The organism is Gammaproteobacteria bacterium (assembly GCA_022450155.1).
Lineage (GTDB): Bacteria > Pseudomonadota > Gammaproteobacteria > Arenicellales > UBA868 > REDSEA-S09-B13.
In genome coordinates this window covers 89,750-115,272 of record JAKUQR010000007.1, presented here as the reverse complement: position 1 = coordinate 115,272, position 25,523 = coordinate 89,750, and the positions used below count along the sequence as shown (strand labels likewise).

At 48.3% G+C, this 25,523-nt stretch carries 22 protein-coding genes; 2 read left to right on the top strand and 20 right to left on the bottom strand.

The window, feature by feature from the left end:
• The first annotated feature begins 314 nt into the window (after window positions 1-314).
• Entirely contained in the window at window positions 315-1,199 is an 885-nt protein-coding gene (locus tag MK323_05815; GenBank protein MCH2481674.1) for a hypothetical protein, read from the top strand.
• A 24-nt stretch (window positions 1,200-1,223) separates the two neighbouring features.
• Here the strand turns inward: MK323_05815 and ftsB are convergent, their stop codons facing one another.
• From ftsB to rpsB, 20 genes are all read right to left on the bottom strand, one after another.
• Window positions 1,224-1,517 (bottom strand): cell division protein FtsB, encoded by a 294-nt coding sequence (gene ftsB, locus MK323_05810; GenBank protein ID MCH2481673.1) that lies wholly within the window; start codon window positions 1,515-1,517, stop codon window positions 1,224-1,226.
• Window positions 1,518-1,523: 6 nt separating this feature from the next.
• The gene (eno, locus tag MK323_05805; GenBank protein ID MCH2481672.1) at window positions 1,524-2,858 is read right to left on the bottom strand and encodes a phosphopyruvate hydratase; all 1,335 of its coding nucleotides are present in this window, start codon (window positions 2,856-2,858) and stop codon (window positions 1,524-1,526) included.
• A gap of 45 nt (window positions 2,859-2,903) precedes the next feature.
• Window positions 2,904-3,725 carry a 3-deoxy-8-phosphooctulonate synthase gene (gene kdsA, locus MK323_05800; GenBank protein MCH2481671.1) on the bottom strand — a complete coding sequence of 274 codons (822 nt, stop codon included), beginning with the start codon at window positions 3,723-3,725 and terminating at the stop codon, window positions 2,904-2,906.
• Window positions 3,722-5,374 carry a CTP synthase gene (locus MK323_05795; GenBank protein ID MCH2481670.1) on the bottom strand — a complete coding sequence of 551 codons (1,653 nt, stop codon included), beginning with the start codon at window positions 5,372-5,374 and terminating at the stop codon, window positions 3,722-3,724. The genes kdsA and MK323_05795 overlap by 4 nt, the downstream gene beginning before the upstream one ends.
• 168 nt (window positions 5,375-5,542) lie before the next feature.
• Window positions 5,543-6,904 (bottom strand): tRNA lysidine(34) synthetase TilS, encoded by a 1,362-nt coding sequence (tilS, locus tag MK323_05790; GenBank protein ID MCH2481669.1) that lies wholly within the window; start codon window positions 6,902-6,904, stop codon window positions 5,543-5,545.
• A 20-nt stretch (window positions 6,905-6,924) separates the two neighbouring features.
• Complete coding sequence (locus MK323_05785; GenBank protein MCH2481668.1) at window positions 6,925-7,887, bottom strand: acetyl-CoA carboxylase carboxyltransferase subunit alpha; 963 nt, start codon at window positions 7,885-7,887, stop codon at window positions 6,925-6,927.
• Window positions 7,888-7,952: 65 nt separating this feature from the next.
• Window positions 7,953-11,447, bottom strand: coding sequence for a DNA polymerase III subunit alpha (gene dnaE, locus MK323_05780; GenBank protein ID MCH2481667.1), 3,495 nt, complete (start codon window positions 11,445-11,447; stop codon window positions 7,953-7,955).
• Between the two features lie 21 nt (window positions 11,448-11,468).
• Complete coding sequence (locus MK323_05775) at window positions 11,469-12,050, bottom strand: ribonuclease HII (protein ID MCH2481666.1); 582 nt, start codon at window positions 12,048-12,050, stop codon at window positions 11,469-11,471.
• Between the two features lie 4 nt (window positions 12,051-12,054).
• Entirely contained in the window at window positions 12,055-13,191 is a 1,137-nt protein-coding gene (gene lpxB / locus MK323_05770) for a lipid-A-disaccharide synthase (protein MCH2481665.1), read from the bottom strand.
• Window positions 13,192-13,215: 24 nt separating this feature from the next.
• A complete protein-coding gene (gene lpxA, locus MK323_05765; protein ID MCH2481664.1) occupies window positions 13,216-13,986 on the bottom strand; it encodes an acyl-ACP--UDP-N-acetylglucosamine O-acyltransferase in 771 nt (256 codons plus the stop codon).
• Window positions 13,983-14,429: a 3-hydroxyacyl-ACP dehydratase FabZ gene (gene fabZ / locus MK323_05760; GenBank protein MCH2481663.1), complete on the bottom strand. Its 447-nt coding sequence runs from the start codon at window positions 14,427-14,429 to the stop codon at window positions 13,983-13,985. Before fabZ ends, lpxA begins: the two co-directional genes overlap by 4 nt.
• 86 nt (window positions 14,430-14,515) lie before the next feature.
• Entirely contained in the window at window positions 14,516-15,040 is a 525-nt protein-coding gene (locus MK323_05755) for an OmpH family outer membrane protein (GenBank protein ID MCH2481662.1), read from the bottom strand.
• 11 nt (window positions 15,041-15,051) lie between these two features.
• Window positions 15,052-17,349, bottom strand: a complete 2,298-nt coding sequence (gene bamA, locus MK323_05750; GenBank protein MCH2481661.1) for an outer membrane protein assembly factor BamA — start codon at window positions 17,347-17,349, stop codon at window positions 15,052-15,054.
• A gap of 4 nt (window positions 17,350-17,353) precedes the next feature.
• Window positions 17,354-18,694 carry an RIP metalloprotease RseP gene (gene rseP, locus MK323_05745; protein MCH2481660.1) on the bottom strand — a complete coding sequence of 447 codons (1,341 nt, stop codon included), beginning with the start codon at window positions 18,692-18,694 and terminating at the stop codon, window positions 17,354-17,356.
• 2 nt (window positions 18,695-18,696) lie between these two features.
• Window positions 18,697-19,938: a 1-deoxy-D-xylulose-5-phosphate reductoisomerase gene (gene dxr / locus MK323_05740; GenBank protein ID MCH2481659.1), complete on the bottom strand. Its 1,242-nt coding sequence runs from the start codon at window positions 19,936-19,938 to the stop codon at window positions 18,697-18,699.
• Between the two features lie 4 nt (window positions 19,939-19,942).
• Window positions 19,943-20,779: a phosphatidate cytidylyltransferase gene (locus tag MK323_05735; protein MCH2481658.1), complete on the bottom strand. Its 837-nt coding sequence runs from the start codon at window positions 20,777-20,779 to the stop codon at window positions 19,943-19,945.
• 104 nt (window positions 20,780-20,883) lie between these two features.
• Entirely contained in the window at window positions 20,884-21,621 is a 738-nt protein-coding gene (uppS, locus tag MK323_05730) for a polyprenyl diphosphate synthase (GenBank protein ID MCH2481657.1), read from the bottom strand.
• 63 nt (window positions 21,622-21,684) lie between these two features.
• Window positions 21,685-22,242 (bottom strand): ribosome recycling factor, encoded by a 558-nt coding sequence (frr, locus tag MK323_05725; protein ID MCH2481656.1) that lies wholly within the window; start codon window positions 22,240-22,242, stop codon window positions 21,685-21,687.
• Window positions 22,243-22,693: 451 nt separating this feature from the next.
• Complete coding sequence (gene tsf / locus MK323_05720) at window positions 22,694-23,575, bottom strand: translation elongation factor Ts (GenBank protein ID MCH2481655.1); 882 nt, start codon at window positions 23,573-23,575, stop codon at window positions 22,694-22,696.
• An 18-nt stretch (window positions 23,576-23,593) separates the two neighbouring features.
• Window positions 23,594-24,481, bottom strand: a complete 888-nt coding sequence (rpsB, locus tag MK323_05715) for a 30S ribosomal protein S2 (GenBank protein MCH2481654.1) — start codon at window positions 24,479-24,481, stop codon at window positions 23,594-23,596.
• 271 nt (window positions 24,482-24,752) lie between these two features.
• Here rpsB and map point away from each other — a divergent pair, with 271 nt between their 5' ends.
• Complete coding sequence (gene map / locus MK323_05710) at window positions 24,753-25,520, top strand: type I methionyl aminopeptidase (GenBank protein MCH2481653.1); 768 nt, start codon at window positions 24,753-24,755, stop codon at window positions 25,518-25,520.
• The last annotated feature ends 3 nt before the right edge of the window (window positions 25,521-25,523 follow it).

The following is a 25,523-nucleotide window of genomic DNA, read 5'->3' as shown; positions in this document are numbered from 1 at the left end:
ATTTTCTCCGCTTTGTGACTATAATACAAGTTCGGCAGAGGTCGATTGTGAACCATTGGCCTTGAGAGCGCATGATATGCTTACCGACCCGAGTCTTTAGTCAAATTACCCTGTTCTATACAGAAACAACATGAATATTCATGAGTCATCTCCCTGTGACAAGCAAGACCCATAAATCGTCAATTGACCCCTCCTGGCTGGCGTTACTCGAGTCAAAGGGCGGGGCAATTGCAGAGGGACAGCGAACGGTATTCCCCCAATCTCAACAACAGGTGCCTGGTCAGTTCGCCGTCCCGTGTACACAGGAATCTGTTATGTGCTGCGAAGGAAAGGATGCTGAATCTTTTTTGCAAAGCCAAGTAACTTGTGATATCAAAGATTTAGGAGACACACGATTTCTTTTTGGAGCTTATTGCAACCCCAAAGGACGGGTTCTCGCAACGTTTCGCCTCTTTCCGATGAATGGCGCTATCTACATGGTGACTCATCATTCAAATGTCACTCCTTTGCTTGATCGACTGAAGATGTTCGTCCTCCGCGCGGATGTGACCTTCCGAGTCTGTTCTGACTTAGCAGTTATGTGCCTCAGCGGAGATGTAGAACTTGATCGGTTTTCAACATCTACCTCGTGCCAAATTGGATCTGCGTGGCCCAAAGAATGCCATGGTGATTCAGAGCCTGGCCCACCAGCTCAACTTATTGTTGTTCCAGTGACTGATGCTATCGAATTTATTGAAGAAACTGGCGAAAATATTACGCTTCTAGGTTCGGATTATTGGAACCTGCTCCAGATCCGCCACGGCATTGCCACTGTAACTGCATTGACCAGTGGTCTCTTTACACCACAAAACATCAACCTTGATTTGGTATCTGGTGTAAGTTTCACCAAGGGTTGTTATCCAGGTCAGGAAATTGTTGCACGACTGCGATACCTCGGTCGAGTCAAGCAACGTGTACTACGGGGAAAGATCAATAGCGCGGGTGAAGTCAGCGTGGGTCAGCCTGTTTATTTGGCTGATGCACTGAACGAAAAGGCTGGTACCATCGTAAACGCCAGCGCCCTGGACGGAATCAACACGGAGTGCCTGTTAAGTGTTTCCGGTTTCTTGGAAGCCAAAAACGTTTACTGCTATAGAGTTCAAGGTAACGAACAGTTCACAACTCTGCCCCTGCCCTATAGGCTTCAAGAACCTAGATAGGGATTGCTGTCTGCGAATAATTGTCTACTTCTTTTCTTCTTTTTTTTCAATGATTTGAAAAAACGTCTCGCCAGGCTTGATCAAGCCCAGTTCTGATCGCGCGCGTGCTTCTATCGCACTCAATCTGCTTTTTATGTCAATCACCTCAGCATGTAGCTGATCGTTTCTTTTTCGCAGCTTCTTGTTCTGCTCTCTCAACTCGCTCAGTGTTGAATTGAGGGTGATTAGATCGAGCACATTATTTTTTCCAGCCCATATAGCGTATTGAAGAAGGACAAAAAGCAATAACAAGGTGCCGAGCAATACTCTGTGGGACATGCATTCCTATCGACTGTATGTCGCAGGGTTGGGTGTCGAAACGCCCTTCTTATAATGAGGAAAACCATTCAGCCCAGCAAATGATGATGCCGAACCCAGTTCCTCCTCTATCACCATCAGCCTGTTGTATTTTGAAACACGTTCCGATCTGCACAGAGAACCTGTTTTAATCTGTCCAGCACCTGTGGCAACGGCTAGATCGGCTATCGTAGTGTCTTCAGTCTCACCCGATCGATGTGAGATCGTGACACCATAATCCGCTGCTTTGGCCATACGAATCGCCTCAAATGTCTCGGACAGTGTGCCGATCTGATTAACTTTGATTAATATTGAATTTGCAATTTTACGCTCTATCCCTTTTGCAAGTATTTTAGGATTGGTTACAAACAGATCATCACCTGTGAGTTGTATACGATCACCGACGACTCGCGTAATCGATTCCCAACCCTCCCAGTCATCTTCTGCCATCGCATCCTCAACAGTCAAAATCGGATACCGCTCTACCCAGGTCATAATCAATTGAACAAATTCTTCCGATGTATAAGTCTGATCGTCACCTTCTAAACAATATCGGCCATCACGAAAAAACTCTGAGCTCGCAATGTCCAGACCGAGGTAAACATCTACGCCGGGTACATAGCCTGCCTGGGTAATCGCCTCGAGCACAACCTCTATGGCTTGTTCATTGGAGCATATTTCAGGCGCAAATCCACCCTCATCACCCACTCCAGTGCTCAGACCCATTTGCTTAAGAATTGTTCTCAGCATGTGGAATACATCGGCACCCACCCTGACTGCATCGGCAATACTAGTCGAACCGACCGGTAGGATCATAAACTCCTGGAAATCAATACGATTGTCTGCATGAGCTCCTCCATTCAGAATATTTATCTGGGGAACAGGCAGAACACTATCACCAGCACCGCCGCCAAACATCTTGGCCAAATACCGATAGAGTGGCAATCTGATACTGCATGCACTCGCACGGGCTATCGCAAGTGATACGGCTAAGATGGCATTGGCGCCAAGGCGTGATTTGTTGGGCGTGCCATCAAGAACAACAAGCGCATTGTCTATCTCGGATTGCTCAAATGGATCCTGCTCAAAAACGCATCTTGAGATCTCAGTATTTATATTTTCAACTGCACGCAAAACACCAAGGCCAGAATACCTTGATGGGTCGCCATCCCTGAGTTCCACCGCCTCAAGGCTGCCGGTTGAAGCGCCCGAAGGCACTGCGGCAGTACCTATTGATCCGTCGGTTAAGGCTACAACTGCCTGTACTGTCGGATTACCTCTTGAGTCGATAATTTCACGCCCAGTGACACCGGCAATCCTCACGCCCACCTCTTTCTCTCCCAAGTCAACGAAATAATCGGCGCAAAACTAAAGTTCGTGGGATCTCGAGGCTATTCCATCCAGTGCCACGAGTTCAGTTAACAGGAATTCCAGCTGATCGAGTGGCCAGGAATTGGCACCATCACTCAACGCCTTATCCGGGTCCGGGTGTACTTCCATAAAAAGGCCAGACACCCCAGTCGCTATAGCGGCACGCGCCAAAACCGGTACAAATTCCCTCTGACCACCTGATTTATCTCCGCCCTGACCCGGGAGCTGCACCGAGTGAGTTGCATCAAAAACGATTGGACAGCCAAAACCCGCCATAATCTCAAGAGAACGCATGTCAACGACGAGATTGTTATAACCAAACGAAGTTCCTCGTTCACAGAGCATGATTTCTGAACCTCCGGCCATCTGAGCCTTCGCCAACACAGATTTCATCTCGTGGGGCGACATGAACTGGCCCTTCTTAATATTGACTGGTTTACCAGAGGCCGCCACTGCCTGAATGAGGTCAGTCTGTCTGCACAAGAATGCCGGTGTCTGAAGAATATCAACAACCGACGCAACAGCAGACACCTGATCCACAGAATGTACATCGGTAAGCAACGGTAAACCGCTGCTGCTCCGCACTTCACTGAGAATTTCAAGGCCCTCACTCAGCCCTGGTCCACGGTAACTCTCGCTCGCCGTTCTGTTTGCCTTATCGAAGGAAGACTTGAAAATCAAAAGGATGTCGAGTCGATCGCAGATTTCCCGCAACGCTGCAGCCACCTCCAGAACGGCCTGTCGTGATTCGATAACGCACGGTCCAGCAATCAGGAAGAACGGATGACTACGCCCGATTTCTCTACCCAACAAATTCACAGTGTCGCAGCCTCCTTAAAGCCTGTTTGACTCCCGGAAACGGTCATGGCCGCCTGCACATAGCGCGTAAACAAAGGATGTCCATCCCGCGGTGTCGAGGTAAATTCGGGGTGGAATTGACAGGCGATAAACCAAGGATGTTCAGAAATTTCAATCGTTTCGACAAGATCATCCATTGATCTGCCGGAAAAAGTAAGCCCTTTCGCCTCCAAGACATCTATGAATCGATTGTTCACCTCGTATCGATGACGATGACGCTCACGGATCTTTCGTTGTTCGTAAATGTCTGAACATATACTGCCTTTCTTCAGGTTCGCGTACTGAGCCCCTAGCCGCATCGTACCGCCGAGTTCGCTATCTGTGTCCCTATTCTCTGTTTCACCTGCTTGGTTTCTCCACTCGGTAACCAGGGCAATCACTGGATGTTTGCATTCTCTGTCGAACTCAGTGCTATTTGCACCGGACAGGCCAGCAACATTGCGCGCATATTCGATCACAGCTATCTGGAGTCCAAGGCAGATACCCAGGTACGGTACGTGTCGTTCACGCGCATAACGAACCGCCTCAATCATTCCCTCAGCGCCTCTGATTCCAAACCCGCCAGGAATTAAAATCGCATCACTCTGCTCCAATTCACCGGTGCCATCCGTTTCAATGTTTTCTGCATCTATGTAGTTGACATTAACCTTACAGTCGTTCGCTATCCCGGCATGTACAAGTGCTTCTGACAGCGATTTATAGGATTCAGTAAGGCTGACGTACTTGCCAACTATTGCAATATTGACTTCTGAAGTTGGATTCTCCAGCGCATCTGTGACCCTGTTCCACTCGGTCAAATCCGCAGAACTGCCCGATAGATGAAGATGATCAACAATGATCTGGTCCATTCCTTGCTCGTGGTATCGCCGGGGAATGGAATAGATACTATCCACATCTTCTCCTGAGATTACCGCAAACTCCTCTACGTTCGTAAATAGAGATATCTTTTTTCGGGATTCATCGGGAATAGGCTTGTGTGCCCGACACACAAGAATGTCCGGCTGGATGCCAATGCTGCGCAACTCTTTTACCGAGTGCTGAGTGGGTTTGGTCTTAATTTCACCCGCCGAAGGTAATTCCGGAATAAGTGTTAAATGAACAAATGCAGTATTGCTTCGGCCTTCCTCAATTCTCATCTGCCGAATCGCTTCGAGGAACGGTTGCGATTCTATATCACCGACCGTACCACCAATCTCGACCAAACAAACGTCGTATCCCACGCCCGCCGCTTTTATTGAATCTTTGATCTCGTTAGTAATGTGGGGAATAACTTGAACAGTCCCTCCCAAATAGTCACCACGTCGTTCCTTTCGAATTACGCGCTCGTAAATCTGTCCAGTGGTAAAGTTGTTCAACTGAGTCATCCGCGTACGGACAAATCGCTCATAGTGACCCAGGTCTAGATCCGTCTCTGCTCCGTCATCGGTAACGAATACTTCGCCATGCTGAAACGGACTCATCGTACCGGGATCAACATTGATATAGGGATCCAGCTTGACCATCGTTACCTTGAGAGAGCGCGCCTCCAGCAGGGCCGCCAAAGAAGCCGATGAAATACCCTTCCCCAATGACGAGACCACACCACCGGTCACAAAAACGTATTTAGTCATTATTCCCTCTGGCACAAACAACGTCATGTACTCGCATACTATACGTCAGGGTACAGATACGCTTAAGGATTCGCGGAGATAAAACAGCACACTCGAACGAACGTGCTCCGCCATACCTGACGGACGGTTAGATTACCAGACATGGCCACCGAGAACAACGGTTAAGCGTCATCCCGAATCTGGGCGACGCGTTTGAGCTCCAGAAATATTGATTTCCAGCCCTATTTCGGTGCCCGAAGCGGCATAGTGTTGTTCCACTGCCAAGCCTGGTATACAGACCAGATCGTCATCCAGATACACATAAGGCAGTCTGCATCGCTCCCATGGTGGAATTCCTTTTTCTTGGAACAGATTCTTAATGGTTCGTTTGTGAACAGACCCGTAAGGATGGAAAACACGGTCCCTATGCTGCCAATCAAGAATAAATTGCGAGTTATTATTTGAAGATAGCCTGATTCCCCTACCCCGACAACGGCGTAACGACAATGCTATATCGACTTCCTTTATGCACATGGCATCCTGTCCCTGCCAGCGTTGTGGCGTTGGACTGCATAACTTGGGCTGTGCCGGAAGTAGGTAGAGAAATTCCCGATACACACGAAATTCGCCCTGTTGCCATCGTATACCTCCACGGCCTTTAGTGCCGTTCCCAACAACTTGTCTAATCAGTTCATTCATTTTTCCAGTACTCGGTAGATCAAGCCCCTCGCACCGGATCCAGTAGCGTAATACCTCAACAACTCGAGTTTGATCGAGTCTGATCAGGTCACTGACTCTCACACAGCCATAGTCGCCCAATAGAGTAGGTCTATTAAGGTAAAGAAACATTCTAAGATCCGACCTGGCACTCTTGTCTAAGCTGGACTGAATTGATTTGAGATGATCTGAACTTCGGGAAATTGTTTGATCGACACCGGACCAACGTGAGCGAATCAGCGGTAGTAGCTCGTGCCGTACAAAATTTCTATCAATATGGATATCGAAATTACTTGGATCTTCTATGTACCGAAGATCATTTTCTCTAACATAAGCTACGATCTCTTCCTTGGACACTTTCAGCAGTGGTCGTGCCAGCCAACCCAAACCGAATTTTCTCATCTCGTGCATTGCCCCGAGTCCCAGCAAACCCGATCCTCTAAATAGCCGCAACAAGACGGTCTCGACCTGATCCCCCATATGGTGCGCCATCACTAAGACATCCGCAGGGCCGACCTGAGAGCGGAACCAATCGTAGCGGGCCTGCCTTGCAGCCGCCTCTTGTCCGTGTCCGGACTCCTGCAATGTGAGTCTTACTGTTTTTATAGGTACTTCGAACTCATCACACTGAGCCTGACAATGTCTCATCCACTGTTCAGATTCAGGCTGAATCTGATGATCGACATGCAAAGCAACTATATTAAGGTCGTAACGCGTACGTAATTCACACAACTTGTGCAGTAGAGAAATCGAATCTACACCACCGCTTAACGCCACCAATAGTCGACGAGCGTTTTTGTCCTGTGCAAATCGTACTACTTCACTATCAAACATAGGCACGCTACTTGTCGCGTTTATATTCCGTTCTGAAATTGGCCAAATGACTGTAGTCGTTCGTAACGTTTGCCCAGCAGCTCCGGGATTGTCCAACTTGAAACTTCTTCAAGATGGCGAACCAAACTGGCGTTTAGATGCGCAGCTGCCTGCTCGGGGTCGCGGTGCGCCCCCCCCAAAGGTTCCGGAACAATCTCATCAACTAATCCTAACTTCTTTAGATCGGCTGATGTGATCTTCATAGCTGCTGCGGCCTCGGGTGCCTTATCCGGACTTTTCCATAAGATAGACGCACAACCTTCCGGTGAAATCACCGAATAGGTGGAATACTCCATCATTATCAAGCGATCACAAACCCCGATAGCCAGGGCTCCCCCGGATCCTCCCTCCCCGATAACTGCTGTAATAACAGGGACCCTTAAGGCAATCATTACTGAGAGCGAACGAGCTATTGCCTCACTTTGACCCCTCTCTTCCGCATCAACGCCAGGATAAGCTCCTGGCGTATCGATCAGTGTCACAATAGGGAGGCCAAATTTTTCTGCGAGTTTCATAACCCTTTGCGCCTTTCGGTATCCTTCCGGTTTAGGCATACCAAAGTTGCGTCGCAGTTTCTCCCGTGTATTCCGACCTTTTTGGTGCCCAATTAGCGCAACGTTCCGCTGGTCGATCTTTCCGATACCCGCAATAATCGATCTATCATCGGCAAACATACGGTCGCCGTGAAGTTCTTGGAACCCGGCAATAACGAAACCCACGTAGTCAAGGGTGTAGGGACGCATCGGATGACGGGCAATCTGAGTGATTTGCCAAGGATCGAGAGAGGAAAAAATGTCGTGTGTGACTTTCTGTCTTCTGTCTTCAAGATTGTTGATCTGTTCGCTCAGATCTAGGTTTTGAGTCTGACTGACCCTTTCAAGCTCTTCTATCTTTGCCGAAAGTTCTTCGATCGGCTTTTCGAACTCCAGAAAATTATCCACCACACAGTTACCTAAATCTCACATCGGACCAGTTCATTTTATCCCAATTCCCACACTTTAACCGTGTTTCAAGCGGCCCGGTATGACAGCAAGTCCGGTTGATCTTTGAATCTGGTTTTATCGTAGATGTAACGGAGTGATCCCGCGCCAAATATCTCGACCAGTTGTTCAATCGTCTCTTCACCCACTTGAACTGTCCAGTCAGAACCCAAATTTATGACAGCCTTATCACCTTTCGCATTACAGTACTCGACACAGACAGAAGTTGAACCCGGTCGGTAATTATCCAGCACGGCTTGCAGATCAACTATCTGGCTCTCGATATTACCCTTTATGTCCAGTAGCACGACCAACCTGGTGAGTCCCGCTTCTCGAATCTGCCGCAGAGTTTTGATCTGGTCAGCTTTTAACCGCAATTGTCCGGTGCGATCATCCAAGGAGCACAGACCTTCAACCAGCAGGATCTCAGATGTTTCAATGATGTTTCTTACGCTTTGATAAAGATCGCTTGATACTGTGACATCCGCGCAGGCAGATCCATCATCCAAGCTAAAGAACGCTGCGGTTTCACCTCTTTTGTTGTTGAAGGCGCGTAAAGCAGAACCCAGACCGGCTAAACATATTCTTCGTTCCGGGGTTGGACGAGTCTCAGCAATGCTTCCAGCTACTAGGGCATCAAGTTCATCATGTACATGATCGATAGGGTGACCGCTTAGATACAGTCCCAGTGCCTGCCTTTCATTCTCTAGGGCTTTCCTTGAGGACCAGTCTGGTACTGATACTGCTAGATCACCGACCATTGCACTAGACTCGAGACCGAACATATCATTTTGCCCGGAAGACTGATCTTCAGCCATCTGGTCAACCAGTTCGACGGTCTGGGGCAGCATCGCCCAATGTGCAGCCCTGATCGAACCAAGACAATCTAAAGACCCAGACATAATCAACGCTTCAAACACCTTCTTGGTAACGCGGTACTGGTCAACTCTGCGGCATAACGAGTGCAAGTCACTAAATTCACCATGGGCCGCACGCTCATTTAACAGTGAGTCGATTACTCGCTCACCCATGCCTTTTATGGCACCAAGTCCATAACGAATAGATCCACCCTCATCGACCTTGAACTCGCGGTCGGACTGATTTATATCAGGAGCAAGTAGCGGAATACCCATTCGCTTTGCTTCATTAACAAGTACGACGAGTTTGTCCGTGTGTTCCATATCTGCAGACATACAAGCCGCCATGAACTCCGATGGGTAGTGGGTCTTGAGCCATGCCGTCTGATAGCTCAGAAGTGCGTAGGCAGCTGAATGAGATTTATTGAATCCGTAACCTGCAAATTTTTCGATTAAATCAAAAATATACGTTGCATTCGCTCGATCGACCTGTCTTTCAGCAGCACCCTCAACAAACGACTGACGTTGCTCACGCATTTCTTCAGGTTTTTTCTTTCCCATCGCTCGTCGAAGCAAATCGGCAGATCCCAGTGTATAACCAGATAAAACACGAGCGATCTCCATTACTTGCTCTTGGTAGAGAATCACTCCGTATGTTGGCCTTAAGATCTCGATGAGAGTTGGATGAGGATAGCGAACCTCTTCATGACCGTGTTTCCTGCTGACAAAGTCGTCCACCATTCCGGACTGAAGCGGTCCCGGTCTAAATAAGGCCACTAGAGCAATCAGTTCGTCAAAGTGATCGGGCATTAATCTCTGGATAAGTTCCTGCATACCTCTGGATTCAAGTTGAAACAGTCCCGTTGTATAACCAGTGCAGATAAGCGAATATACTTTCTGATCATCAAGAGCAAGTTGCTCGATATCAATCAACTCACGGCCCGTATCTGATCGCTTAAGATTAATATTTTTTACCGACCAGTCAATAACCGTTAGGGTTCTTAGCCCCAGGAAGTCAAATTTTACGAGGCCTATTGCCTCCAGATCGTCCTTATCGTATTGCGTTACAGGCTGACTCATACCCGGTTCCTGGTACAAAGGCGTATAGCGAGTGATCGGGTCAGGTGCGATTACCAAGCCACCTGCATGTTTGCCGGCGTTGCGCGGGAGCCCCTCGAGCAGTCTTGCGTTATCAATCAACTGGGTGACGTCGGCATCGTTGGTATATCGCTCCTTTAACCCTTCATCTTGATCCAGAGCTCTATCAAGTGTCATCCCGACCTCAAATGGAATCATTTTCGCCAGGGTGTCGCAAAACCCATATGGGTGCTCCATCACACGGCCAACATCTCGAACGACGGCCCTGGCAGCCAGGGTGTTATAAGTAATAATCTGAGCGACCCGGTCCCTGCCATATTTCTGACTCACATACTCTATAACTCTGTCACGCCCGTACATACAGAAATCAATATCGAAATCGGGCAAGGAAACCCGTTCCGGATTGAGAAAGCGTTCAAACAAAAGTCCATAGCGAATTGGGTCGAGAGCTGTTATCCCCAGTGAGTAAGCAGCTAAAGATCCAGCTCCAGAGCCTCGACCCGGACCAACAGGAATATCGTTTTCTTTTGCCCATTTAACGAAGTCTGCAACGATCAAAAAATACCCGGAAAATCCCATCTGAACAATTGTTTCCAGCTCAATCTGTAATCGCTTCGAGTAGTGGTCGTAGTCCGCATCTTTTACTGCGTGCTGCTCAAATCTGTATTTCAGGCCTGCGCGGGTAGCTTCCTTCAGCATTTCATCTTCAGACTTGTGCGTCACAGATGGGTACATCGGCATGTAGGTTTTACCCATCTCAAGAAAGACATTACATCTCTTCGCAATTTCTAGGGTATTTCCAAGAGCAGATGGAATATCATTAAATAGGGCAACCATTTCCGACTGACTTTTAAAGTACTGCTGGTCGGTATAGCGTCTCACCCGCCGGGGATCTTGCAGTACGTTACCTTCATGAATACATACTCGAATATCATGGCCGGTAAAATCATCGCGACTCAAGAATCGCACAGCATTGCCTGCAACGAGTGGAATTTTTTGCTCAGATGCCAGTCGCAAGGCTTGCAATTCATACTCGCCTTCACCCCTTCGGTTTGTTCTGGTGATTTCCAGGTAAAAAGCCTCGGGAAACATGTAAGAATATTTCTCGGCAGTCATTCTCGCCTGATCTGACTTTCCTGCGTACATCAATTTACCAATTGCGCCGTCAATGCTGGGCGAGATTGCTATAAGATCGCCGCAGCCTTTGCTTAATTCACTAAACCCGATAGCGACCTTTGCAGAATCTACATCAAGCGTATAAGCATTCGTCAGCAATTCACAAACATGTCGATACCCGGCATTATTTCGACAAAGCAGGATAAGGCGTCCTTGTGTCATGCCATTTTCTTCCACAACCTCGACATCGACACCAATCAATGGCTTGACACCATTATCGACGCAAGCACGGATAAATTTGATGCCCCCGTATAGATTTGACAGGTCCGTCATCGCGACTGCCGGCATCAACATTGACTTCGCCGTTTTAACCAACTCCTTTACCCGGACGATACTGTCGCCAAGCGAATACTCGGTGTGTACATCCAAGTGAAGAAATGCTGTCTTGTTCATTGGTCTACCAGGTGCAAACGATCAGACCCGCCCTTCCAGCAGGATTCTCACCGGCTGGTAACTTGTCCGGTGAATTGCACAGGGCCCCAGCCGACTTAGCGTATCCAAGTGCGAAGATGTCGGATATCCCTTGTGCCTCTCAAAGCCATAACCAGGATATATTTTGCTCATGGCTATCATGATACGATCTCTTGCCACCTTTGCCAGTATCGATGCCGCCGCCACTACGTGGATATTCTCATCAGCTCGCACCACAGCTTCACCCGGGCAACGGATATCTGGGTATACAGTGCCATCAACATACAAATACGTTGGAGCCACATTCAAGCCAAGGACCGCCCGCCGCATGGCAAGCAATGTGGCCTGGTGGATATTATAGTGGTCTACTTCAGAAACAGTCGCAGCGGCTATCGCCCAAGAGACCGACATGCGGCGTATCAGATCGGAAAGCTCCTGCCTTCGACTAGCAGGAACTTTCTTTGAGTCCCGTATTCCGCTCAGGCGTACGCCCTGTTCCAATATTACCGCTGCGGCGACAACCGGACCGGCCAAAGGGCCTCTGCCCACTTCATCAACGCCTCCCCAAAGATCCGTAGTGCTCACACCTCTAGTCTGTCATATAAATCAGCTCTTTCGCGATCGTATCACTCGCATTGTTGCGAAGCATCCCTGTTAGACCCTGAAAGGCGTGTTCTATTTTTTCCCTGTAAATCTTGTCAGTCAACACAAGCTGAATCTCACCGCACAGATTATCTACGTTGGCATCATCCTGAAGAAATTCCTTTACCATAGGCTCAGCAGTCAGATGGTTAGGCATCGAAACATGTCTCACCTTGGCAAACAGCCTTGCCAGCAGGTAGGACAACCGTGAGACCTTATAAGCCACGACCATCGGCCTAGCAAGGAGTGCAGCTTCCAGCGCCGCGGTGCCTGACGCGATGAGGCCTACATCGGCCGCTGCAATCGCGAGCCTTGCATTCTGCTCAGTCAGAAAGACATTCTGGCCTCCTTTGTGTGTATCGACAAGATCTCGAAGTTGCTGGGCAACCGAGGTATTCGCAACTGGCAAAATAAATTGTATTTCGGCGTTTACTTGTGCAAGTCGTTCTGCGGTGTCTAGGAACAGTCTGCCCAGGCTATCTATTTCCGATCGTCTACTTCCCGGCAGAAGAGCGACAGTTGTTCGATCGACTTCTAAGCCTTCTCCAGTGAGCTTTTCCCTTGCTTGCTTCCTGGTGATCTGATCGATTTCATCTGCCGCAGGATGGCCAACAAATTTTGCCGATACGCCGTGTAACCTATAAAAGGTTTCCTCGAATGGAAATAACACCATCATTCGGTCAACGGACCTTCTGATCTTCCGAATCCTGTACGACCGCCACGCCCATACGGTAGGGCTTACCAGGTGCGCAGTAGGTATCCGGTGAGCTTTCAGCCTCTCTTCTAGTGAGATATTGAAATCAGGTATATCAATACCCAGGAATACGTCAGGCGGGTCGTTCAAAAACGTATTGAAAAGTGATTTACGAATTCGAATGGCCTTTAAAAGCTTTTCTGTGACGCCATCAAGCCCCATCAAGGAAATATCTTCCATTGCATGCAGGGATTCAAGACCTTGAGCTGCCATGGCGTTCCCACCAACTCCGGTGACCTTCAAGTCTCCCACTAAATCACGAAGAGAAGCCAGAACACCGCCACCGAGTTGATCCCCGGAAGTTTCACCGGCCACCACAGCGACATGCATTGTTACTGCTCCCTCTAGTTCATTCTAACGAACAATACCCCGATCTGAGGCCATGACGAATGACGCGAGTTGTTCTAATTCTTTTTGGGTTGCACCCAGCAACTGAAGTTCCTCGATAGCAGTCTGCAAATCATTGTTTGATCGGTAAAGACAGCGATAGCCGGTTTTAATCGCCGAAATGACATCCTCACTGAATCCGCGTCGGCGAAGCCCCTTGCTGTTTATGCCGTAGGGTTTTCCTGGATTTCCAGACACCATCAAAAATGGCGGTATATCCTTAAGGCAAACGGTGCCTATGCCTGTAATGGCGTGAGCGCCAACCCGACAAAACTGGTGCACCAGTGTAAATCCACCGAGTATCGCACAGTCTCCTATCTCAACATGCCCGGCAAGACTTGCACCGTTAGCGAAAGTAATGTTGTCCCCTAATCGGCTATCATGCGCAATATGCACGTAAGCCATCAAAAAGTTGTTGTCACCGATTTGCGTTATACCGGTTCCTGCTGGTGAACCACGATTTAGCGTTACGTACTCCCGGATAACATTCCCATCGCCCACGATCAACGAGGTTTTTTCTCCGTTGTAGGCTGCGAACTGTGGATCTTCCCCTATCGACGAAAACTGGTAGATCTTGTTACAGGCGCCGATCTTTGTTCCGTTTCGAATAACGACATGTGAACCAATCCAGGTATCGTCACCGATCTCAACCTCTTGCTCAATAATAGAAAAAGCGCCGATAGAAACCTTTTTGCCAATACTCGCTCCCTGCGCAACCGATGCGCGCTTGTCGATCACGGCAAATCCTTGTGAGTAAAAAGAATTTCAGCACTACATGCCAGAACACCATCTACTGAAATGGTTCCATTGCAACGCCACACCTGCTGTTTATGATTCTTTAGCTCGACTTCTATGGACATCTGATCACCAGGCTCAACGATCCTCTTGAACCTGGCTCGATCGACTCCGGCAAACAGGTAAAGACGCTGTCGATTTGCCGTGGCATCCAGTATGAGACTTGCCAGCAGAGCCGATGCCTGAGCGATACACTCGATCATCAAAACGCCGGGGAATATTGGGCGATGCTCAAAATGACCAGTGAAAATAGGCTCGTTTACCGTTACGTTTTTAACCGCTGTCAAACTTTTCCCGTCAACCACCTGCGTAACTCTATCTATGAGCAGGAACGGGTAACGATGGGGAAGAATTTCCCGAATACGGTTAATATCTAGTACAGTCAAATGGAATTACCGACTTTAGTAGGAACAAAGCAGTATCGGATCAAACGATATCTATTTTAGTTTAAGTGAAATGGCACCGAGTTGGGTCATTCTTCCAACAGTCTCTGCAAAACCCGTTCAGTCAGATCTATTCTATTACTAACATAAACAGCCTGTTCAACTATTAGATCGAACCCCTCTTCGTTCGCAATTGTAACGATCATTTCACGAACAAGTCGTTGCAGCTTGGCGAGCTCCTCATTTCTGCGAATATTGTAATCTTCTCGGGCTTCTTGTTGATCTCTTTTCAGTTTGCGTTTAAGACTATCAATAGCTCTTTGTTTTTTCTTGATTTGAGAAGCCTGAAGGACTAGACGATTTTTGTCCAGATCATCTTCCAGCACTACAACCTTCTCCCGAATGTCGATCAGTTCTTGATCTCTCGGCCGGAACTCCTCTTCCAACAGCAGCAGAGCCTTCTCTCCTTGTGGTGATAGTTCGAGTAATTTGACAGGATTGACAAAGCCTATCTTGAGCTGATGTCCGCCTGCATAGCTGCTCTGTACAGACAGCATCCCAGAACTGACAAATAGCAAGCACAGCGTGACAATTTTGATTGTTCTCAGAATCAACTTAGCTCTCGCTACCGAAACATGGCGCCAAGGGTGAACTGAAGCTTATTAATGTTGTCAGTCGACTCGTCATTAAACGGCATTGCATACGATAGTGACATAGGTCCGATTGCGGTGAACCAGTGGAAGGTGATGCCGGCCGCATAACGTAGTTCTGCAAGATCAACACTCTGGCTAGACCCGTAAACCTGGCCTGCATCGACAAAAAAACTAAGCCGCTTATCTTTAGAGTCATCCAGTCCAGGAACCGGAAAATACAGTTCTGTGGTAGCGTTTATTCTTTTACTCCCTCCCAAGGCGTCGCCCGAACTATCGCTTGGTCTAGGACCAAGGGAACGAGGACCATATCCTCGAACCGTCCCGGCGCCTCCAGCATAATAATTTCTGAAAAAGGGCAACTTATCAAGATCACCGTACCCGTCTCCATAGCCAGCCACACCGCGTATATTCATTGTCAGATTGTTACCTAAGGGTCTATACCACCGTCCACGGAGGGTCACCTTATAGTACTCCAGGTCACTGCCAGGACCAGTAAACGCGAATAAAGCCCGGCGAAGGTACCCTTTTTGGGGGAAAAATATGCTGTCCCTGGTATCCTTTGTGATACCACCCGATAAAATTAGATTTTGACTGTTGGGGTGGTCAGTGATAAATGAACTGAATTCGGTTGGTGTCGTTGTGGTGCCTTCCAGATCCAGTTGCTCATAACCAACACTTAAGTTTAGAGAGTTGTACTCCGATACCGGTATCTTAGTCCGTACACCGAATACACTACTGATAGATTCGTAGTCTGCACTGGTCGTCTTAGCTGTATCAACATTTTTATAATCGACAAAATAGCCCAGACTTACGCCTTCTTTCGTGAAGTAAGGATTGGTATAGGCAACCTCGTATACCTGCTCAACCGAAGATTGTTCAACTTTGAATTTCAACTCCCGACCGGAGCCGAAAAGATTTTCCCGATTGACCTCTGCCTGTAGTAGGACCCCATCAGCACCAGCATACCCGACCCCAAACATAAAGTTACCGGTTGATCGTTCTTGGACAGTAACATTGATGTCGACTTGGTCAATAGTACCCGGCACAGCCGGCGTATCTATTTTCACTTCATCAAAGTACCCCAGCCGCTGAATTCGTTCACGTGATCGTCGAATATCTTTCGCAGAGTAGAGAGCTCCCTCGACCTGACGCATTTCCCGACGGATAACTTCATCTCGCGTGGCCTGATTTCCGCGGACATTGACTTGCCTGACGTAAACCTTAGGACCCGGGTCAACAGCAAATATAAAATCAACAAGATTACGCTCTCTGTCGATTTCCGGCATTGCATTCACAATGCCAAATGCAAAACCGACGTCAGCGAGTATTGACTCCAATGTTGATCTTGCCAACAACACCTGGCGCCGAGAAAACGGTGCTCCGGAATGGGGTCGAACTGCATCAAAATCTTCTTTAGTTATATACCCCTGCGTGTCATCCAGTTCGACCTTACCGAATGTGTAAGGCTCGCCCTCTGTTATGGAGATGGTCACAAATATGTCTTGCTTGTTCTGACTGATCGCGACATCATGGGAATCAATGTCAAAATTGATATATCCACGATCCAGGTAGAAACTTTTTAGCGCCTCCAACGATGCATTCAACTTATCAATTGAATAATTTCTCTTTGATGAAAGAAAACCTAGCCAGGAATCCTCTCGCAGTTCAAGTAATTTTAGAAGTTCGCGATCAGTAAATTTATTGTTACCAACAATCCGCAACTTCTCGATACGTGCCACGCGGCCTTCGTCGATCTGTAGTCGAATGCGCACCCTACTGGCATCTAATGGCGTTACGGTCGAATCTATAGTCGCAGAGTATCGGCCCCGCGAGAAATATCTTTCACGTAGGGTTTTCAATAGTTTGTCGAACATTGGTTGACTGAACACCTTACCGGCGACAAATCCTACTGAGTGAAGGACTTCTTCGATCTCTTCATCTCGAATGTCTTTGTTTCCCAGGTACTCTATCGAGGCGATCGACGGTCTCTCACTGACGACAACTATGAGCACATCCCCTTCCCGCTTGAGCTGAACATCATTGAAGAATCCGGTTGAAAACAGTATACGCACCGAGTCTCGAGCTATGTCGTCGGTTATCTCATCCCCGACTTTGACTGAGAGGTAATTGAAAATCGTGCCTACCTCGATTCTTTGAGCACCTTCAACCCGTATATCTTTGACCTCGAAAGGATCAAATGCGTGCACTGGTCCGCAGAGGACAAACATCGCGACCAAACAAAGTACTCTGCATATCAGGTTGAGTTTCATAGGTCTAGAATTTGAAAATATTGAGCACATCATTGTAAAGAGCAAAGCTGATGAGTACAGCCAGAACTGCGAAACCTAGCTGCTGAGACCTATACATAAATGTTTCAGAAACTGGTGTACCCTTTATACCCTCGATAAGAAAATAGACTAAGTGCCCCCCATCCAAAACAGGAATTGGCAATAGATTTAGAATTCCGAGACTGATGCTCAGAATAGCCAAAAACATCAGAAAAGCAGTCAAGCCGTATTCAGCCGATGCGCCAGCGTATTTTGCAATTGACAAGGGTCCGCCAATGCTTTTTGTTGACTCTTTACCTTGGATCATCTGAACAATCATTCCAACAGTCAATTTGCTCAGAAGCCAGGTAGCCTCAACAGCGCGAACGATCGCTTCACCAGCGCCCAGTCGAATCACCACATTGACATGATTTGCAGGTCCGACACCAATCCTACCGACAACCTCGTTCATGGAATTTATCGCTTTTGGAACCACTACGGCCAATTTAATTGATCCATTTCTAAGTACAGATAATCGGGTCGTCTGTTCGGGCCTGGACGATATAATCTCGACCACATCACGCCACCCGTTGATAGGCACACCCTCAATCGACATAAACCGGTCATTCACCTGTATACCTGCGGCGTCCGCGACTTCCCCTGGAATCAGAGTCCCGACAACGGGTGCTATTCGTGGTAGTACTCCAATCTTTTGCTCCAGAATCAATGGATTCATCTGACCCGACTCCAATCTGCTTGATTCTATAGAAACAGTTTTGTTCTCACCGGTGGGTGTCTCAATAGTGAACGTTAACGTTTCACCATTCTGAACCTGGTCCAAAAGGTAATAACGATGCTCACCCCAGCTGCGAACCTTCCTACCGTTGATCTGGGCTATTCGATCTCCACGTTGTAGCCCAATCGCTTCTGCCGAACTCCCAGGTTGCACATAACCGATTATTGGCTCAACACCTGGAACGCCTATCCCGAATACAAGCCAGTAAAAGAATATTGCTAATACAAAATTAGCAGCTGGGCCAGCGATGACAACTGCCGTTCTGACCCACAGATTTTGGCGATTGAATGCATGAGGCAGATCCTGGGAATCGACATGATCTTCCCGTTCATCGATGAATTTTACATACCCGCCGAAAGGTAATGCGCCGAGCACATATTCAGTGCCGGAACGCCGAGATCGAAAAGAATACAGGGGTTTGCCGAAACCGATAGAAAATTTCGATACACCTACACCAAGAAGGCGTGCAACACCAAAATGTCCCAATTCATGAAACGTAACCAAGATGAATACAGCAACAAGAAACCAGACCACATTCTCGACAACTTCCATGATTAGCATTCTGCCGCCGTCTGCTGTGATGAATTGGCGCTTGTGTCTAACCTATTTTGCAGGATATCGCGAACCTGCTGATCTAGCCGGATTATGGATTCCACATCATCAACTGCCAGATTGCTAAAGTCTTCAAGCGCGCAGTGGATTAGATCAGGGATATCGGTAAATCGTAGCCTACCCGCACAGAATGCATTGACTGCAACTTCGTTGGCGGCATTCAGTACCACAGGAGCCGCGCCACCAGTCTCTGCAACCTGTCGAGCGAGTACAAGACAAGGAAATTTCCGGTCATCGGGCTTTTGAAAATTAAGCTGCCCCACCCGGACAAGATCTAATCGTTCGGCACCCGAATCAATACGTTCACAATCGCCCAGAGCTGCAGCGATTGGCACACGCATATCAGGGCTTGCTAATTGAGCGAGTATCGACCCGTCTAGGTACTCCACAAAAGAGTGGACAATACTTTCTGGGTGAATGACCACTTCAACATTCTGTGGGCTAACACCAAAAAGAGCGCAGGCCTCGATCATTTCCAGGCCCTTGTTCATCATTGTCGCAGAATCAATTGATATCTTGCGCCCCATAGTCCATCTAGGATGGGCAGCGGCTTGATCAGGCGTAATGTCTGACATTCTTTCTGGTGGTGTGTTCAGAAACGGCCCCCCCGATGCCGTCAGGGTAATTCCTTGTACGCCATGTCGCAGTAATCCATGATCAGCGTCTATTTCACCGCTCATACAATCGATCTGTGCAGCTTTGGGGAGACACTGAAATATCGCATTGTGCTCGCTGTCGATCGGTATTATCTGAGCACCCGAGTCCGCAACCAGCTTTCGCAGCATCTCGCCAAGCATGACCAGAGGTTCTTTGTTTGCAATTAGGACCTTCTTTCCCGCTCTGATCGCAGACAGTGTCGAAGCAAATCCCGCAGCGCCTGCTATCCCAGCAATAACAATATCAACCTCCTCGGCAGCTGCTATCGTGTTGATTCCTTGTTCACCTTCCAGCAGCGTTACCGAACCAAAACCACTGGCCAAAAAGTTAGCCACATCACCCGTCATCGCAGCAGAAACCGCCACCATCTTCGGCTGGAATTTTTCGATCATTGCACAGCAATTGTCTATACGAGAATGACTCGTTAAGCCCCAGATAGCAAAACGATCAGGATGTTTTGCGATAACATCTAGTGCGCTGGTACCGATAGAACCTGTTGCACCCAGAATTGCGATGTTTTTGATCATCTCACTACAACGCGACTGTTGCGCCCTTTTCCCACAAAAACATCCAACTGCCGAATATTGGTGCCGCACACAACAGGCTATCGATCCGGTCAAGCACCCCACCATGCCCCGGCAAAAGGGTGCCACTGTCTTTCTGATGCGCTGAGCGTTTTACAGCACTCTCCACCAAATCACCAATGATTGCCATTACGGCAACTGATGCAGCGATTAAGCACCACGGGCCAAATCCAATGATGCCGACCTTATAGTTTTCCATCAGGACAAAAAAGAAGATGATCCCCGTTCCAATAGCACCCACTATACCACCCAGTGTGCCCTCCAGTGTTTTTCCGGGACTGATACTTGGCGTCCATTTATGTCGCCCAAATCGTTTACCGACTGCATAAGCAAAAGTATCAGCCGCCCAGACAACGACGCAGATCATCAAAACCAGCAAACGCCCTTGTTCCAGATTCTGCTGAATGGCAATCAAAGCAACGGGGCCCGGTACGAGCAGGATCAAACCAAGAAGAAGCCCGGAACGTATCTGCACCTGAGATCGGTGGTATATCTGAAACAAAATAACCCCGCTAAGCACGAGCCAAACCATTGATGCGCCTATCGTCAGGGGCACCCAACTCGGCTCATACAATGCACTTCCAAGCAAAACCATAGGGACCACGGCAGAATATACGCCCCGTACTGCCGAGGACAACCCACCTGGAATCAACCGGGACCACTCCCAAGCAGCCAATCCACTGGTGACGACTAGAAATCCGGTAAATACGGCGCCTGGTAACCAAAGGATAACTGTGACTACGAGTGCCGCCAGCACTGTTGCTGTTGCTAACCGTTTTTTCATTCCATAAGCTCAGCAGGGCCGCACTGTGCTGTCAGGTAACTCAGAACAACCTACCTTTAGAACCAGATCGTCTCTTGTTGTGACTCCAATTAAACTCTGATCAGTCAGGAGACCCTGACCTGTTCCTGGATCTTGCCAAACCGTCTTTGCCGCGTGGCGTACCAATTCAGGGCCTCAACAAAATCATCTTCGGTGAATTCAGGCCAGAGTGTTTCAGTAAAATACAATTCGGTATAGGCGAGTTGCCAGAGTAGAAAATTGCTAATTCGGTATTCACCGCCAGTCCGAATGCACAAATCCGGGTCGGGTAGTGTCGATGTACTGAGCGCCTCAGAAACACACTGTTCGTCAATAGCATCGCAAGAAAGTTTTCCTTCAACCGCTTTCATAGCCAGCCTTCGACAGGCAGAGACGATGTCCCAGCGACCCCCATAATTCACTGCAATGACCAGTTCCAGCTTGTGGTTACTGGCTGTTCTACGTTCCGTGTCCTGAACCAAGTGCAGGACATCAGTTCCAAACGGTCCTAAATCACCGATAACACGAAGCCGGACACCATTGCTGACCAGACTATCAGCTTCAGCAGCAAGGCTGGAAAACAAGAGGCGTTTCAGTCCGGTGACTTCTGCTGGTGGCCGACGCCAGTTTTCACTGCTGAAAGCGAATATAGTCAATATTGAAACACCATGAAATCCACAGCATTCTATGATGCGGCGTAGTGCCTCTACCCCTTTCTTGTGGCCGTAAATTCTGGACTGCTTCCTTCGCTGCGCCCAACGACCGTTCCCATCCATCACGATGGCAACATGGTATGGCACTTCACACAGATCTTCACCCGGCATAGGTTCGACTATATATGACTAGATGTTTGACAAGATAATACAGCTGATCAGCTTTCTATTTGACTACACTTCCATAATGTCGGATTCTTTCTCTTTGATCAGTGCATCAATTTCTGCGCTGTACTGATCCGTAAGCGATTGTATCTGCTCTACTCCTTTTTTTTCTTCATCCTGGCTGATGTCCTTGCTTTTAACCAAATCACGGGCATGACTAATTGCATCTCGCCTTATATTTCGAATGGCGACCTTCCCGTGTTCTCCCTCACTGCGTACCAGCTTACTCATCTCCCGACGCCTTTCTTCTGTCAACGGCGGTATAGGAATGCGCATGACCTCGCCAGCTGTAACAGGGTTTAGGCCCAACTGTGATTCTAGAATAGCCTTCTCTATTGTTGGTACCATGCTCTTTTCCCAAGCCTGCACTGACAGGGTGCGGGCATCAGACACACTGATTGTTGCAGCCTGATTAAGCGCCACATCGTTGCCGTAATAATTAACCACAACATGGTCGAGCAGCGCTGGGGTGGCCCGACCGGTACGGATCTTTGCCAATTCAACCTTGACTGCAGCGATGCTCTTTTTCATGCGAGTTTTTGCGTCCAACATGATTTCATCGATCATCATTTTCCTCCCTTCATCACCTACTGCCCCTCGGAATCTGTATATATCTATCGGGGCTTCTCGATATTTTAATACTGTCCAAGTGGATTAACAGGCTGGGTTTCAGCATCCAGAAATATTTATTCAATTCAGCGCATTACGACTAGATTTGGTAACAATGTCAAAGATAATACGACCAATTTTGTTACGGGCGTGGCGGACCCACTCATGACCACGGTGGGACCGGTCTGTTTATTCAGGGAGATTCGGGTGGCTCAATAGCCTTGAGACGTACAGTTAAATCGGTATTGAATCCGTGATGCCCGTAAACGCCCGATACCCGCTATGAGATTTGCATCTGTCCGGTTGAGGACATGCGGGGTATTACAGGCAGCTTGTTTTCAAGTCAGACTTTTGCCGATAAAATCGTCAGACAACATCTGTGGTGGACGTTTTCTTCTTCCACATTATCTTATCCACGGTTAGCTTGTGCCATCACTTCGGCGACGAAGTCATCATCACGTTTTTCAAGTCCTTCACCCACTTCATAGCGAAGCATCTCGACTACCGCTACGCCAGCACCGGCGACCAAATCGCCAATCGTTGTATCTGGATCCTTTACATAAGCCTGCCCCAGCAGGGTATTCTCCTTCATAAACTTTTTTAACTTGCCGTCGACCATACGTGCAACGATGTCATCAGATTTGCCGCTCTCTTTTGCCTGCGCAACAAATATTGACCGCTCCGCCTCGATGACTTTCTCAGGAATGTCAGCCTCGGCGATACAAATTGGGTGACTGGCTGCAATATGCATCGCAATACCTTTACCGAGCTCCGCATCGCACACATCCATGGAGACCAGTACACCGATCCTTCCCCCATGGAGGTAACCAGCCACCAGACCATCGGGAGATCTCAGTCTATCGAAACGGCGAACAGAAATATTTTCACCGATTTTGGAGATCAGCTCCTGGCGTACCTGATCGACGGACATATCTGGATGAAGTTCAGATTCCCCCAGTTCTTCAATCGTGTTTTGTTCACCAGCAAGCACACACTGCGCGACTGCCGTTGCATATTCTTTAAACGAGCGGTCTTTGGCCACAAAGTCGGTTTCGCAATTTATCTCGACCAACACGCCCAAAGAGTTGTCCTCCGAAGAAAGCTGGACGACTATTCCTTCAGCTGCGATTCGTCCCGACTTCTTTTCTGCACTTGCAACGCCTATCTTTCGCAGCAGCTTTATGCCCTGCTCTATGTCGCCATTTGTCTGAATAAGAGCTTTTTTGCAGTCCATCATGCCTGCACCAGTACGCTCACGCAGTTCTTTGACCAAGACGGCTGATATAGTCATGTAATGGTCCTCACCCGGTCACTGCGCTTGTTCATCAGTGCTTTTTTCGATTTCCGTTGACAGCGCACCTTCTCCTGTTGGGGCAGGTGTAGCCTCGGGAACCTCTTCCGGGGCAACAAGAGGCTCAGACACTTCAATCTGGCCGCCCCCAACCATACCAGCTACCCCCATGTCTTCAGAAACCTCTACATAGTCTTCAGCGTCACCACCGATAACTTCTGGGAGAATACTTTTTGCCTCCAAAATAGCATCAGCGGCATGAGAAAGATAAAGGCGTATCGCTCTTATTGCATCATCATTACCAGGAACCGGGTAGTCGATTCCCTCTGGTGAGCTGTTTGTGTCGACTATACCGACCAGCGGGATCTTCAATTTCTTAGCCTCGGCAACCGCGATTTTTTCATGTTCGACATCTATGATAAAAACACAGTCTGGAAGACTCTTCATATCCCGTATACCGGAAAGACTGCGATCCAGCTTACTTCGTTGTCGCTCCAAACTAAGCGCTTCCTTTTTGCTTAGCCGGGCTATAGCACCACTACTATTTAACTCATCAAGCTCAATCAACCTGGCTATAGAATTCTTGACTGTCTTAAAGTTCGTTAACATACCCCCAAGCCAGCGGTGGTCCACAAAAGGGCAACCGCACCGTTGAGCCTGCTCCCGAACCAGTTTGCTCGCCTGACGCTTTGTGCCAACGAACAACACCGTTCCTTTTGCAGCGGTAATGCTTCCTAGAAAGTTCATCGCCTCCTGAAATAGGGGCAACGTGGCTTCCAGATTAATAATATGAATTTTGTTACGGCTACCAAAAATATAGGGTGCCATCTTTGGTGACCAGTAACGGGTCTGATGACCGAAATGAACGCCAGCTTCCAGCATCTGACGCATATTGATGTCTGCCATGTAATCTCCTTCGGGTTCAGTTTCGACAGGTACCTCTATCGCCAACCCATCTGTTTGTATGCAAATGGGCACCCGGGCGATTGATTATGTTACCTGCCAGGATTTTGGGGGCGGGATTGTATCCGAACATTGAGAAAATCGCCAGTGGCTGACGTTTCTGCACTACCCATACTGTCCGGTTAAGTGTTCTGAAAACAGCACTTGAGGGCACATCTGGCGAAATGTTCGTGTAGGATAGGTTGCCCCGAAATTAACCAATTTTCCGTGTTCCATGTCCGTAACGATAAAAACTGCCGATGAATTAACCAAAATGCGGGTAGCTGGCCTACTAACGAGACAGGTGCTCGATATGATAACGCCTCACGTGACGCCTGGTGTCACCACGGATGAGTTGGATCAGATTTGTCACCGATACATCACCGATGAGCTCGATGCGATACCAGCGCCATTAAACTATCGGGGATTCCCCAAATCGATCTGTACAAGTGTGAATCACGTGGTCTGCCACGGTATTCCAGGCAAGAGAAAGCTCAAAACAGGCGATATCATTAACATCGACATCACCGTGATAAAAGATGGGTACCATGGGGACGCCAGCAGAATGTTTGCGATTGGCGACATCTCAATTCGAGCTCAACGCCTGATAAATGTCACTCGTGAGTGCCTTGAAACAGCTACCCGTCTTGTACGCCCTGGCACCCGCCTTGGAGACATCGGTGCTGCGATCCAGCAATATGCTGAGGGCAACGGGTTTTCCGTTGTGCGCGAATACTGTGGCCATGGCATTGGGCGTGTGTTTCATGAAGACCCACAGGTACTGCACTACGGTAGGTCTGGAAGCGGCTTGGAGCTCACCCCTGGGATGACCTTTACCATTGAGCCAATGATCAACGCGGGAAAGAAGGAAACTCGCCTGCTCCCGGACGGCTGGACCGTTGTTACCAGAGATCATAGCCTGAGCGCACAATGGGAACATACGGTAGCAGTTACCGAAGACGGTCATGAAATTCTAACAGGCCACCCGTCTCAACCTGTCTGAATT

Coding starts and splice junctions, on each gene's coding strand:
- MK323_05815 (MCH2481674.1), top strand. CDS start 315: ATGTGCTGCGAAGGAAAGGATGCTGAATCTTTTTTGCAAAGCCAAGTA.
- ftsB (MCH2481673.1), bottom strand. CDS start 1,517: ATGTCCCACAGAGTATTGCTCGGCACCTTGTTATTGCTTTTTGTCCTT.
- MK323_05795 (MCH2481670.1), bottom strand. CDS start 5,374: ATGACTAAATACGTTTTTGTGACCGGTGGTGTGGTCTCGTCATTGGGG.
- tilS (MCH2481669.1), bottom strand. CDS start 6,904: ATGTTTGATAGTGAAGTAGTACGATTTGCACAGGACAAAAACGCTCGT.
- dnaE (MCH2481667.1), bottom strand. CDS start 11,447: ATGAACAAGACAGCATTTCTTCACTTGGATGTACACACCGAGTATTCG.
- lpxB (MCH2481665.1), bottom strand. CDS start 13,191: ATGCATGTCGCTGTGGTGGCCGGTGAAACTTCCGGGGATCAACTCGGT.
- bamA (MCH2481661.1), bottom strand. CDS start 17,349: ATGAAACTCAACCTGATATGCAGAGTACTTTGTTTGGTCGCGATGTTT.
- rseP (MCH2481660.1), bottom strand. CDS start 18,694: ATGGAAGTTGTCGAGAATGTGGTCTGGTTTCTTGTTGCTGTATTCATC.
- dxr (MCH2481659.1), bottom strand. CDS start 19,938: ATGATCAAAAACATCGCAATTCTGGGTGCAACAGGTTCTATCGGTACC.
- MK323_05735 (MCH2481658.1), bottom strand. CDS start 20,779: ATGAAAAAACGGTTAGCAACAGCAACAGTGCTGGCGGCACTCGTAGTC.
- uppS (MCH2481657.1), bottom strand. CDS start 21,621: ATGCCGGGTGAAGATCTGTGTGAAGTGCCATACCATGTTGCCATCGTG.
- frr (MCH2481656.1), bottom strand. CDS start 22,242: ATGATCGATGAAATCATGTTGGACGCAAAAACTCGCATGAAAAAGAGC.
- tsf (MCH2481655.1), bottom strand. CDS start 23,575: ATGACTATATCAGCCGTCTTGGTCAAAGAACTGCGTGAGCGTACTGGT.
- rpsB (MCH2481654.1), bottom strand. CDS start 24,481: ATGGCAGACATCAATATGCGTCAGATGCTGGAAGCTGGCGTTCATTTC.
- map (MCH2481653.1), top strand. CDS start 24,753: ATGTCCGTAACGATAAAAACTGCCGATGAATTAACCAAAATGCGGGTA.